Source organism: Psychrobacter sp. NPDC064578, assembly GCF_044901245.1.
Taxonomy (GTDB): domain Bacteria; phylum Pseudomonadota; class Gammaproteobacteria; order Pseudomonadales; family Moraxellaceae; genus Psychrobacter; species Psychrobacter cibarius_C.
Window position 1 is genome coordinate 334,732 of record NZ_JBJDPI010000003.1, and the last position, 12,952, is coordinate 347,683.

At 41.8% G+C, this 12,952-nt stretch carries 12 protein-coding genes; 6 read left to right on the forward strand and 6 right to left on the reverse strand.

The window, feature by feature from the left end:
• Nucleotides 1-7 precede the first annotated feature (7 nt).
• On the forward strand, nucleotides 8-421 hold the full coding sequence (locus ACI2JM_RS05100) for an organic hydroperoxide resistance protein (protein ID WP_404642657.1): 414 nt from the start codon (nucleotides 8-10) through the stop codon (nucleotides 419-421).
• A gap of 293 nt (nucleotides 422-714) precedes the next feature.
• Here the strand turns inward: ACI2JM_RS05100 and ACI2JM_RS05105 are convergent, their stop codons facing one another.
• Together ACI2JM_RS05105 and ACI2JM_RS05110 are read right to left on the reverse strand one after the other, a co-directional pair.
• Nucleotides 715-1,086 carry an MliC family protein gene (locus ACI2JM_RS05105; protein ID WP_060491077.1) on the reverse strand — a complete coding sequence of 124 codons (372 nt, stop codon included), beginning with the start codon at nucleotides 1,084-1,086 and terminating at the stop codon, nucleotides 715-717.
• Between the two features lie 169 nt (nucleotides 1,087-1,255).
• Entirely contained in the window at nucleotides 1,256-2,176 is a 921-nt protein-coding gene (locus tag ACI2JM_RS05110) for a DMT family transporter (RefSeq protein ID WP_060491078.1), read from the reverse strand.
• Between the two features lie 322 nt (nucleotides 2,177-2,498).
• Between ACI2JM_RS05110 and ACI2JM_RS05115 the strand changes: the two genes are divergently transcribed.
• Nucleotides 2,499-3,182, forward strand: a complete 684-nt coding sequence (locus ACI2JM_RS05115) for a DUF421 domain-containing protein (RefSeq protein WP_198329890.1) — start codon at nucleotides 2,499-2,501, stop codon at nucleotides 3,180-3,182.
• 135 nt (nucleotides 3,183-3,317) lie between these two features.
• Here the strand turns inward: ACI2JM_RS05115 and creD are convergent, their stop codons facing one another.
• From creD to pnuC, 4 genes are all read right to left on the reverse strand, one after another.
• Complete coding sequence (gene creD, locus ACI2JM_RS05120; protein ID WP_404642587.1) at nucleotides 3,318-4,910, reverse strand: cell envelope integrity protein CreD; 1,593 nt, start codon at nucleotides 4,908-4,910, stop codon at nucleotides 3,318-3,320.
• Nucleotides 4,911-5,055: 145 nt separating this feature from the next.
• On the reverse strand, nucleotides 5,056-5,580 hold the full coding sequence (locus ACI2JM_RS05125) for a TIGR00645 family protein (RefSeq protein WP_045447433.1): 525 nt from the start codon (nucleotides 5,578-5,580) through the stop codon (nucleotides 5,056-5,058).
• Nucleotides 5,581-5,648: 68 nt separating this feature from the next.
• Complete coding sequence (locus tag ACI2JM_RS05130) at nucleotides 5,649-6,230, reverse strand: AAA family ATPase (protein ID WP_404642589.1); 582 nt, start codon at nucleotides 6,228-6,230, stop codon at nucleotides 5,649-5,651.
• Nucleotides 6,181-6,942: a nicotinamide riboside transporter PnuC gene (pnuC, locus tag ACI2JM_RS05135; protein WP_060491082.1), complete on the reverse strand. Its 762-nt coding sequence runs from the start codon at nucleotides 6,940-6,942 to the stop codon at nucleotides 6,181-6,183. The genes ACI2JM_RS05130 and pnuC overlap by 50 nt, the downstream gene beginning before the upstream one ends.
• Before the next feature lie 298 nt (nucleotides 6,943-7,240).
• Between pnuC and ACI2JM_RS05140 the strand changes: the two genes are divergently transcribed.
• From ACI2JM_RS05140 to ACI2JM_RS05155, 4 genes are all read left to right on the forward strand, one after another.
• The gene (locus ACI2JM_RS05140) at nucleotides 7,241-8,386 is read left to right on the forward strand and encodes a beta-ketoacyl-ACP synthase III (RefSeq protein WP_060491083.1); all 1,146 of its coding nucleotides are present in this window, start codon (nucleotides 7,241-7,243) and stop codon (nucleotides 8,384-8,386) included.
• Nucleotides 8,387-8,689: 303 nt separating this feature from the next.
• Nucleotides 8,690-9,781 (forward strand): peptide chain release factor 1, encoded by a 1,092-nt coding sequence (gene prfA / locus ACI2JM_RS05145; protein WP_060491084.1) that lies wholly within the window; start codon nucleotides 8,690-8,692, stop codon nucleotides 9,779-9,781.
• A 200-nt stretch (nucleotides 9,782-9,981) separates the two neighbouring features.
• Entirely contained in the window at nucleotides 9,982-11,514 is a 1,533-nt protein-coding gene (lysS, locus tag ACI2JM_RS05150; RefSeq protein WP_404642592.1) for a lysine--tRNA ligase, read from the forward strand.
• 114 nt (nucleotides 11,515-11,628) lie between these two features.
• The gene (locus ACI2JM_RS05155; protein WP_060491085.1) at nucleotides 11,629-12,891 is read left to right on the forward strand and encodes a hypothetical protein; all 1,263 of its coding nucleotides are present in this window, start codon (nucleotides 11,629-11,631) and stop codon (nucleotides 12,889-12,891) included.
• The last annotated feature ends 61 nt before the right edge of the window (nucleotides 12,892-12,952 follow it).

Below are 12,952 nucleotides of genomic sequence, written 5' to 3' on the forward strand. Positions count from 1 at the left end.
GTATATGATGAAGATTTTCTATAAAACGCGAGCAACGGCAACGGGTGGTCGTTCTGGTCATACAGGTCTTGACGATGGTTCGCTAGGTTTTGATCTGGTCTCTTTTCAAGAAACAGACAAGGAAGGTGTCAATCCAGAGCAGCTTTTTGCAATGGGTTATGCGGCTTGTTTTGATAGTGCTTTAAATCTGACCGCCCAGCAAATGAAACTGCCAATCACTGCCTCAAAAACCTCGACCCAAGTGGGTATTGGTATGAAAGCCGATAGTAGCTATAACCTAGATATAGATTTGTATGTTGAAATGTCGGGCATTGATGAGGCTCAAGCGCAAATACTGGTCGAAACAGCTCACCAAGTTTGCCCATACTCTAATGCTACTCGCGGTAATGTCGATGTACGTTTGCATGTGACCGTGGTTTAACGGTCAGCAGTAGTTAATACCTAACGACTGATTCAACAGCTGCTCTAATAACTATAAACAAATATAAAAACGATATGACTTTCAACTGCTTGGGTACATAAAGTATTCAGGCAGTTTTTTATTGAGTGATTCAACGTTGATCATTAAGATTAAATTATCAGGCATGAAAAGTTAAGCACAAAAAAGAGCCAGTAGTTTGACTACTGGCTCTTTCGTTTTCAATAGATTCGAATAAAAACATAGGTTTTATTCAAATAACCACCACGTATTATTTACGCTTGTTTCTAGGGTTATTATAGTTGGCAGTTCACTTGGTATTGTTGACCATTGTCTGATGTGATGGTCATGATGCCGTAATCCGCTTTGGTGTGCCAATCGTAAGTGGTTTTAGGGTTAACATTATTGACATAACGAGCGCCAGAACCTGATACCGCTTGCTCCATGGTGATTTTTGCATTGGTTAAGCCAACTTTAGGCAAGGTCACGTTTAGGTTAGCAGTCTGACCGTTAGCAGTGTAGGCAGCAGTGAGTTGACCGTTGTCTTCACAAGTGAATGATTGGACGACTGGCTGAGTATTGGTCTCTGGGGTCGTAGTAATTGGTGCATTAGTGGCGCAGGCAGACAATAATAGAGCAAAAGGTGCTACGGCTAATAATTTTTTCATAATATGCCTCAAAAGTATCGGTAAAAGTAGGTTGTTACTTCAAGCAACATGATACCGTAGAGAATGTAACTTCATGTTGTTTTTGAGAGCTATGGTAGTAATCTTATCTGTCTTTTTTATCACTAAGCCTCTATTAGCCTATTAGTTTTAAATAACGAATGAGGATATTTCACGTAGGGGCTTTTTCTCTATTTAAAATAAATACCAATACTGCACCCAAGATAACCGAGCTTGCTATAATGAATGGCATGGTCAATTGCTCAGATAAAAACACCACGCCTAATATCGCAGCGAGTATAGGGACACACAATTGTACAACTGCTGCTTGGGTGTTTTTTAACAAAGGCATGGCCATATACCAGATGCTATAGCCTATACCAGATGCGATCGCTCCTGATGCACAGGCCAAAAGTACTCCCTTGATAGTAATGTCACCTAAATTGATGTTTTCCAAGCCTATATTGTCTAGATAAGTCATGCTTATCATTAACAGTATGGGCGCTGCTATCAGACTCCGAATGAAATTAAAACCTGTGGCTCGCAGCGGCGACACGCATGATTTGCCGCGTATGCTATATATGCCCCAAGCGGCACCACTGATTGCCATAAGCACCGCCGCTAGTAACGAAGGCACCGCTGCTGACGGTAGCATCAAATAGACAAACCCTGCTACCGCTACGATAAATGCCAGCCATTGTAAGCCGCTCAATTGCTCTTTTTTATAGATGCCCCAACCAATCATCGTCAGCTGAACCGCTGAAAATAGAATCAGCGCTCCTGTACCAGTATCCAACTCTACATAAGCAATCGAAAAGCATAGCGCATAAATCACTAAGCTCACGCTACTTAACCAGCTACCTTTATCGTTTAAAATAGCAGCGTGAGCAATACTGTCAGACTCTCGCGCGTGCTGTCGTAACCGATAAGCATGAATGGTCATGATAATACCTAGGCAGACAGCAGCGCTCAGCAGGCGCAAAATGGTAAAGCTCCAAGCATCTATATGACCCTCTGCTAACGCCATCCGGCAAAAGAGAGAGTTTGCAGCAAAGGCGATTAATGCAATAACAGTGTACAAGGTGGCTTTCAAAAATAATTCCTACAATAAAGAAGCTGGTTTTTTAATAAAATAGGCAAATTCGACTTTTAGGGATGTTGTTAACACTGTTTTACCAGCAAAAATAATGGCAAAAGTGACAAAAATTAGTTGCTAGTTGGAAAGTGTCTTACAACAGAGCATATTTTATTGCACTCGCAGGCGAAAGTGTTTTTTAAATTGGACTGATGATAGTTGAATTAACAATAAAGGCCGACTACAAAAGTGGTGTGATGTGGATCAAGCGCATACTCAGAACGATTGCTGAAGTTAATCGTCATAAATCAAATAAAAACAATAGATAGGAAAAAGTAATATGGATTGGGCAAGTATTTTTATTCATGACACCACTTGGGCATTTGCGCTTGAGATATTGGTGCGTGTCAGCGTCATGTTTGTGCTGATTATCTCGTTTTTGCGTTTGACGGGCAAACGCGGCGTCCGTCAGCTGTCAATCTTTGAGTTGACCATTATTTTATCATTGGGCTCTATCGCAGGTGACCCTATGTTTAACGAGGATTTGCCGATTATTCAGGCAGTACTGGTCATGAGCATCGTTATCGTGCTTTATCGATTATGCACGTGGATCATGATGGAATTCCAACCTTTTGAAGATTTATTAGAAGGGAAGTCGCTCTATATTGTAGAAGATGGGATGCTGGTACTCGATAAGATTAAAAAGGGTAAAATGTCTCATGATGAGTTTTTTACTGAAATGCGCCAACAAGGGGTTGAGCATTTGGGTCAAGTGCGTACAGGCTTGCTAGAGACGGACGGTAATTTTAGTATATTGTTATATCCGCCTGAAAACACCGGCTATGGTATGCCGCTTTTCCCTAAGCAGTATCAACCTGTCGAAGAGATAGAGTCAGAAACATATTACGCATGTATGCATTGCGGCTATGTCGATCATATATCTGACCCAAATCAGCTCTGTGAACGCTGTGAGAATGGATGTCGAGACTGGGCAAAGGCCTTGAATAGTGAGATCATTAGATGATAATAAATGAGATGATAGCTATATGAATTATCTATGAGTAGATCGAGCGGTCTTATGTTGGCAGACTTAATAATAGCCAATTATACCAACGTAAGACAGCCCTAGACTAAACGTTTTTAACATACCTTAATTGAGTTAGGCAATTTTATACCAATCAATTTTACGGGTCATGACCATCACGCAAGCGAGCAGCACAAAACAGAAGACAGCACCAAGCAATAAATTCATATCTTCGGTGGTTAATATGCCGAAAAACGCCGCATAAAATCCTGCCAATGTGACAGTGAAAATCGCTGCTCGCTTGACGCCGCCCAGTACATAATAAGTATACCAACCAATGAGTCCAACACAGGCGCTGGCAGCAATGGCATACGCTTTCCAAAAGACAATTTGCTCAGCAAGTGGTAATAGTAAGACATAAAACACAAACAGCGCGCAACCGACCAACAGATATTGAATAGGGTGAATACGGCTGGATTTGATCACTTCAAATAAAAAGAAAGTGCCGAATGATACTAAGATTAATAATAAGGCATATTTCATCGTTCGTTCAGTTTGTAAATACACATCATTAGGCTCAGCAAAACTCACACCAAAGCTGTTCAGGCGCACGTTTCGATAGCTATCAGGTATGGTGGTAGCTTCTGCTGTAGCAGCACCTTCCATTGCTATAAGCGCATCACCAGAAGCCATTGACTGGCTGTTGTTATCAAGAGTGGCTTGACTGGTGACGACACATCGGTTGTTGGCGATGCTGACACATTGCGACAAATCTTGATTGTTGGCTATTGTTAAATACTGATTTTGCCAACTGGCTTCAAAACCTTTAGCGGTAAGTTTCTTGGCATTGGGGAGCGCCTTACCAATAAAGTTTGGCGCATGCCAATTACTGCGCATCGTTAAGTTAAAGTTTTGTCCCGTCGGTACAGTGTTTACATTGCTAATACCAGCTAACGGTAAATCAATGACGATTTCTGTACTGGTCAATGACTCGCTAGTACCGTTCGTAGCAAGGGCGTTATTGCCATTCTGTTGGCTCGTTATATTTTTTACTGAATGCTGTAATATATCTTGCGGAATAGCTACTTCTACATAGGTTAGATTTTTCAGCAGCGCTGTCTGAGGGTAGGTCGCTTTTATCGGATTTTTATCAATGGTCACCGTTGGTAGCGTCGCCACGCCGCGCAGATCTGATACTGGAATAATCAATTTTGCTGCATTCCAGTGGATGATGGTTTTTTCGGACTGGGTGTTATTTTTATTGGTGGGTGTACTGACAGAACCTTGTGCGTCACTAGCTGTGCTCGTAGTGTCATATAAGCTGCTGATGGCTTGATCAAATGTATAGCGTTGGTCAAATGTCAACGCACCATCATAACTGGTCGCATGATAGATGCCACGTTTATAGGTATCAGTGCTGACTTCAAGATCTTGTATGGCTTGGGTCTGACTGGCAAAGACAATTTCATTTTTTGAATAGGATGGTGCACATTTGCTGGTTGTTTCAGGTGCTGTAATCTGACATTCAGGCGTAATCGTGGTAGGGATGATGATAAATGGGGTGATGATTTCTTGCGGATTGACGTGCTGCTGGGCAATTTCTTTAACCACCGACGCGGCATAATTTTGTCGTTCGTAGATGACTGAGCCAATCATACCGAGACCGATGGCAAAAATAATACAAAGCCCGGCGATGATGGACAATTTCGTCAATAGTGTTTTTTGCATGAAAGCTCCTCATATGAATCTTTAGTCCAAAACTGTGCATATAACAGTCAGTAGGTTCAAAGAAGATCATAGAGGAGAGATGAAGAAAAAATATGTAAGAACGATGGAGAGTATGTGGAAAAATAAGCCTTAGTGTTTTCTGGCATCAGTGTTTTTTAGTATCACCAACCACTTTATCCATAATAGCAAATAATAAACCAGACAACACAAAAGTCATATGAATGATGACTTTCCACATGAGTTTGTCCGCTTCACCCTCACTCAATTCATTAGGAATATCCATAAATGATTTTAATAGATCAATGGCGGAAATAGCGACGATGGCACCGATGACTTTTAGTTTTAGACCAGAAAAATCTACTTTGCCCATCCAACTAGGTCGATCAACGTGATCACCAGTATCAATTTTTGAGACAAATATTTCATAACCACTAAATATGATGATTAATAATAAACTGGCTACTAAAGAGAGGTCGACCAACACTAATATATTAACAATGACATCTGATACAGAAGCACTAAATACAGTATTGAACATCATGACTGTTTTTTGAATGAATTTTATAAATAATAAAATAATCCCTAAGACCAGCCCTAAATAAAAAGGCGCTAATATCCAGCGGCTGTTAAAGATGGTTTTTTCTAGGTATCGTTCAATGTTTTTTAGCATGGACATCTCTTAATGCTCTTAAAGGTAAGGTTGTAGGTCATTTACTTATAACGTGGTATAGGATGGGTTTAAGAAAGCCATTCGAGCACTTGTTGTACCCGCTCATATCTATCACCACCTATGCGATGAAATGGCTTTTGGTGATGGGTCAGCTGACTTTCAAAATAAGCACTGATTTCATCACGCTGATGTGGGCTATCTCTTAGGTCATCGGCGACCCACGGGATATCAACTTCGGTTAATAAAATCAAGTCATAATGATGCGTTAACGCCGCATTGGTAAGTGCTTTAGGGCAATCACCATAATACCAATTAGAATAAACCATTAGCTCAAACAGACTGGTGTCACAAAATAAATAATGGTTGTGATCGCTTTGAGCCGCTTGTGCGGCGAGCTTATTTTCTAACTCAATTTGACCTTGTGCAATAGGGAGTAAATCCTCCCAAGTGCAAGTGAGGTGTTCCTTATCCCATTTCGCTTGTAGATAGGTGCGCATGTATTCTGGTACCCAAGGGCAGCCAAAATGTGCTGCCAAGTCGCGACATAGCGTGGTCTTTCCAGTGCTCTCTGCCCCTAGGATAGCGACATTGATGACCGATTTAGGCGTATGCTGCTTTAGGTTGCAAGCGGTAACGTCGTTGCCATTCATAGTAAGCCCAAATTGCGATAAGAGTGAAGACTACGTATTGTAGCGCAGTAAAAGTGAGACCTTTATAAAAGTATAGCGGGACTGAAATAGCATCGGCGATTATCCAGAGTATCCAATGCTCAATTTTGCGCCGCGCCATCAGCCACATCGCCATCAAAAACAGCGCGGTAGTCAACATATCGGTGTAATCGACCCACGTAAATAAATGCAATCCTAATACCGCGCCATCAAAACTAAAGTTATTATTGATGACTGGTCTGAAGTAATACACCAACGCGACAAAGGCAATAGTCGCCGAGGCTAGTAAGGCGAGTATTGGCAAATCTTTTTTATCGAGATGTTCTACTTGAATAGCGTTCTGGGCGTTAATGCTTGCTAACGACTCATTTTGCTGCTGACCAGTAGGGTTGATATAATCTTGCTGTTTTTTTATGGCTGTGTTTTTCTTACTCTGTGTCCAATTGATCCAGCCATATAGACTCATCACCGTATAGTAGGCATTGATAAACATATCGCCAAATAACTGCCATTTCCACAATAGATAGACAAATATAGCGGTGCTGACGAGACCTATCGGAAATACCAAAATATTGGTTCTGCTGGCGAGTAAGACACTTGCTACCCCAAATATGACAGCAATTAATTCGAGAGCAATAAAGACAGTGGGATAGTCAGCGTATTGTCCAAATAACCAGTTAAAAATTTCTACCATGAGTATTCCCAAATATGAGCGGGTTTTATGTCTCGCAGTTTTATGCGTTCGAACTGTGAACGTGTCGCTAGCAAAGTGCGCCAATTATAACGTAGCTGCTCCAAAATGAAGTCAGGACTTTGCTTATTTTTCGCAACAAACAGATTATTTGTAACAAAGTATTAGAAAAATAATTATATTCAGGCATAATAAAGGCTCTGATTTTAAGTTTACAGTTATTCACTGAAATCAAACGACTGTTATTTTTCCACTTTTATGCTTATCCCAAGCCCTATAGTAGTAGACAAGGAAGCTTATCATGACGACTTGTATCACAGGCACTGGCCTGTATATTCCGCCTTATAGCATCAGTAATGAAGAGCTAGTAGATTCATTTAATAAGTATGTTGAGAATTATAATGCAAAGCATGCTGACGAGATAGCAGCAGGAACTTTGACTGCCCTAGAGCCTTCTTCAGCGGCCTTTATCGAAAAAGTATCTGGTATCAAATCACGTTATGTGATGGAAAAGGATGGTATTTTAGATCCTGAAATCATGGCACCAGTGATTCCTTATCGTCATTTAGGTGAAGAGCTGTCTATTATGGCAGAAATGGGTACTGCAGCTTTGAAAGACGCGCTAGCAGATGCGGGACTTGAAGCCAATGACCTAGATGGTATCATTCTTGCCTGTTCAAACTTTCAGCGTACTTATCCTGCGGTCGCTATCGAGATTCAAAATGCAATCGGTATGATTGGCGGTTTTGCTTATGATATGAACGTCGCTTGTAGCGCCGCGACTTTTGGTCTATCGCAAGCACACGGCTCTATCGTTTCTGGTCTGGCTAAGCGCATCGCTGTGGTCAACGTTGAGATTACTTCAGCGCATCTGAACTGGCGTAACCGTGACAGCCACTTTATCTTTGGTGATGTCGCAACAGCATCTATCGTCGAAGAGCTAGACACGCCAAAAGGTTATGAGATTCTTAACTCTAAGCTATTTACCCAGTTTTCGACCAATATCAAAAACGAATACGGCTTTATGGATCGCTCAGAATTCTTAGCGGCACAGACTGAGATGTATCCAGACATCAAAGAGCCAGTCACCGACAAGCTATTCTTACAAAATGGTCGAAAAGTGTTCCGTGAAGTCTGTCCAAAGGTTTCAGAGGTCATCACTGAGCATTTGCAAGAGAACGATATTGCAACGTCTGATGTTAAAATGATGTGGCTGCACCAAGCCAACGCCAATATGTTGGATTTAATCCTACGTACTGTGATTGGTAAAGAAGCAGATAAAGCGATTGTGCCAAGTGTCATTGCTGAATTTGCTAACACCAGTTCAGCCAGTCCGATGATTGTTTTCCATCGCTATAAAGATGAGCTGGCATCAGGCGATTTGGGTGTGATTTGCTCATTTGGTGCGGGTTACTCTATCGGTTCAGTGTTGGTGCGTAAGGTTTAATTTTTAAAGTAAGACCTGTGACTAGAGGGTGTCCTCAATTTTATCAGCACTTTCAAAATGAGGACACGCCCTAATAAAAAATAGCTAAGAGCAACCTTAGCTATTTTTTTTGTCTGTTATTTTTGTTATGAGCATTTAATCACATTATTTAAGCAATATATTATTCAAGAATGAGGCGCTATTTGAGAATATAACGGGAAGAATGCTTAGAATATCGACAAGAATGCTTAGAGGTTTTAATTTACCCCGAAAAATTTGCTATAATCACGGTCTTATTCCTCTCATCCAATTAAAAGTCCTTTTATGAAAGAATCCTTACGCCTGCGTTTAGACCAGATGGTAGACCGTTATGAAGAGGTCACCGCCTTATTATCAGATCCTAGTATCATCAGCGATAATAATAAATTCCGTGAATTGTCTGTCGAGCACAGCGACTTGATGGATATCACCACTTTATGGCAGAACTATGTGCGTGCAGAAACGGATCAGGCTGATGCAGAGGCTATGCTGGCTGATGCATCAGATCCTGACATGAAAGAGATGATGATCGATGAGATTGATAACGCCCGCGAGACCATCGTAGAGATGGAAGAGGCGCTCAATGTCATGATGCTACCAAAAGATCCGAATGATAAAGTGCCTGCTTTCTTGGAAATTCGTGCGGGTACAGGTGGTGATGAAGCCGCGATTTTCTCTGGTGACTTGTTCCGTATGTACCAAAAATACGCGCAGACACAAGGCTGGACAGTGGAAGTATTGTCGGCAAGTGAAGGCGAGCATGGCGGTTATAAAGAAATTATCACTCGCGTATCAGGTAACAGCGTGTATGGGCGCTTAAAGTTTGAATCAGGCGTACACCGTGTGCAGCGTGTGCCTGAAACCGAAAGCCAAGGTCGCGTGCATACGTCAGCTTGTACCGTGGCGGTGATGCCTGAAGTTGAGATTGATGATACAGTAGATCTAAATCCAGCCGATATCCGCTTTGATACCTTCCGTTCAAGCGGTGCGGGTGGTCAGCATGTTAACACCACTGACTCAGCCGTACGTTTGACCCACATTCCAACGGGTACCGTGGTAGAGTGTCAGCAAGAGCGTAGCCAGCACAAAAACCGTGCGCAAGCGATGAAAATGCTGATTTCAAAGATTCAGCAAGTCAAAGTACAGGCGCAAGTTGATGCAGCAGATACCATACGCCGTGATTTGGTGGGTAGTGGCGATCGTTCAGAACGCATTCGCACTTATAATTTCCCACAAGGTCGCATGACCGATCACCGTATCAACCTGACGTTATACAAGCTTGATGCCATTATGGAAGGCGACTTGGATGAGATTCTTGATGCACTGTTGCGTGAGCATCAGGCTGATTTGATGGCCAGTATCGGCGGTGGTGATTAGTAACCATCAGGATATTAATGACTAGAGGCTCAATAGCTGGTCGTGAATCATTAATTCATAAAAGCGTGACACTGTTTAGATGACAGTGTCTGTTTGTTTATAGCTGTTTTTTTACGGCTATCGACCATGATAATAAGTATAGATTTAATTTTGCAGTTTTCGTTTATTTCATTTAATTACCTAACAATATTGAGAGTGTTATGTCAAAGCACAACAATCAGAATCAAGAGCAAGCCCCAGAAGACGCTAACGAGCTAATTGCTCAGCTGCAAGCTAAGCTAGACGATATCACTGCTTCAGGCAAACAGCCGTATCCAAATACATTTAAACGTACTGATTATGCGCAAGATTTGCAAACTGCCTTTGACGGCGTCTCAAAACAAGAAATTGAAGAAAAAGCGGCGAATGGCGAAAAAACACAGGTCAACGTGGCAGGTCGCGTCATGCTGAACCGTGGTGCCTTTATTGTTATTCAAGACATGACGGGTCGCATTCAGTTATATGTTGCACGCAAAGAGTTGGATCCAGAGACGTTAGCGACCATTAAATCATTAGATTTGGGTGATATTGTTGGCGTATCAGGCTATATCGGTCGCTCAGGCAAGGGCGATTTATATGTGCATATCGAAGAGTTTCAGTTATTGACTAAAGCGTTACGTCCAATGCCAAACAAGTTCCATGGTTTAGCTGATGTCGAAGCTCGCTATCGTAATCGTCATCTTGATTTGATGACCAATGAGACGACTCGTGATACCTTTATGATTCGCAGTCAAGTCATTAGCGGCATTCGCAAGTTTATGTTAAATGAGCGTTTTATGGAAGTTGAGACGCCGATGATGCATCCTATCCCAGGTGGTGCGGTGGCGCGTCCGTTTGTGACGCATCATAACGCTCTAGATATGCCTTTATATCTGCGTATCGCGCCTGAGCTTTACTTGAAGCGCTTAGTCGTTGGTGGTTTTGAAAGAGTGTTCGAGATTAACCGCAGCTTCCGTAACGAAGGTGTATCAACTCGCCATAATCCTGAATTTACCATGATTGAATTTTATCAAGCGTATGCTGATTATCATGACTTGATGGATTTGACCGAACGCTTATTTAATGAATTGGCGATGGATATTTTGGGCACGACTGAGATTACTTATCAAGAAGAAGCCATCAGTCTAAAAGCGCCATTTATACGTTTATCTATGTCTGATGCAATTGCAAAATATGCTGAAAACTTCGATATGGCACGTATCAATGACCGTGAATATCTGGCAGAGTACGCCTCGACAACGCTTAAACAGCAAGTGAAAGAGGTGTTTGGTGTGGGCAAACTACAGACCATTATCTTTGAAGAAACCGCTGAACATCAATTGCGTCAGCCAACGTTCATCACTGAATATCCAGCGGAAACGTCACCACTGGCACGCCGTAGTGATGACAATCCTGAAATCACCGATCGTTTTGAGCTATTCATTGGTGGTCGTGAACTGGCCAATGGCTTTAGCGAGCTTAATGATCCTGCTGATCAGGCAGAACGCTTCCGTGGACAAGTCGCTGAAAAAGACGCTGGTGATGATGAAGCGATGCATTTTGATGAAGAATACATCGAAGCGCTGTCTTATGGCTTACCACCAACCGCAGGCGAAGGTATCGGCATTGACCGTTTAGTGATGTTGTTTACCGATTCTGCCAGTATTCGTGATGTGATTTTATTTCCGCATATGCGTCGCAAATTAGAAAGCTAGAACTGGTCTACTTGCCATAAATCCATGCTGGGACTAAACTGAACATAAGAAAGCTCTTTTACTTTCAATGGAATGGTCCCAGATTCTTTATGAGACCTCATTTATAGGGATATCATGGATACTCAGCACGCGTCACCCTCACTTTGGCAACAAATGATTCAACAAAGTTTCTTATCTTTGTATGAGTTACCAGCAGATAAAACAACCAATCCTGAGCAGTTTCAAGGTTATGATTTCGTTTTTGAGTTTTCTGGCGCTATCATTTATTTGATCGTCAATGATGTGGTGATGCAAGCGAGTAGGCAAAAAGTAGACAGCGCTCAAGTTCGTGAGTGGAGAAAAGAAGTCGTCAACCAACTAATCAAGCGTCACGCTCAGCTTTATCTAAAAAACGATAAGTCGATGGCAGAAAGTAATACCTCGGCAGCTGGTAAGGATGTTTATTTCATTGGTTTGACGTCACTGTCTGTTACACATCAAGATGATAAACCACAAGCATCCTCGCATACGGTTGATTATGAATATGGTAGTCAGTTTTTTGCTGAAGACTGTGTTTTAGATCTGGATGATGAGCAGAGTGTTTTACAGGTATTTAGCCATCAAAACTTTGTCGATATCATCAGCCAATTGGTTACGCCAAGCGATTTATCCGCATTTTTAGACTTTCATCGCAGCCAGCTGACAGGGTTTGAGTCATTCCAAAACGAATCGACATTACTTACCCAGTTTTTACAGTCGCCTGACTTTCATCAAAGAGCGATTAGGGTGCAAGAGCAATTGATTGATAATCAGTTGATCGATCAGATTGAGCAACGCTTGCTCAAAGCTACAGAACCAGATCAGGCAGTCTTTGCCAAAGCACTCATGGCTGAGATTCAGAAAAATACTCGGATGTGGTACAAGCTGTTTAATAGTTTGATCAAAAATTATTATGAGGCAGGTCAACCACTACCAAAAGAGCCAGTCGATATTTTGGTCGATGAGTCAATGTATACTTACGCTTGTTTGGTTGAAAAAATCTTAGCTTACAAAACGATGGATCAAGACTCTCGCTGGAATGGTTATGTTTGTCATGAGCACTCTTATCACGTGTTTGGACGCCATTATCTAATGGTTTTCTATGCGCAAGATGATAATAGTTCGCTGAGTGCTGATAAGGTTCGCACGTCTCAACAAGACTTGTTATTGGAGCTCAATGCTCAAATGCAGGATCCAGTGATGGATGATTTGTTTTTGATTGGCGTAGAGTTTAGACCTTGTGATGATAGCGTCAATACAGAGGTGTACTTGGATGCCTTTTATCAAAAAGGTTCAGTGATTGACGCCAATACTCAGCGCTTATACGAACGTTTAGCACAACTTCAAGCGCAGTTATAATCTAAACCTAATACAGCCTACTGGTTTGACACCCCATCTATATTTGTATTATTCACATTGG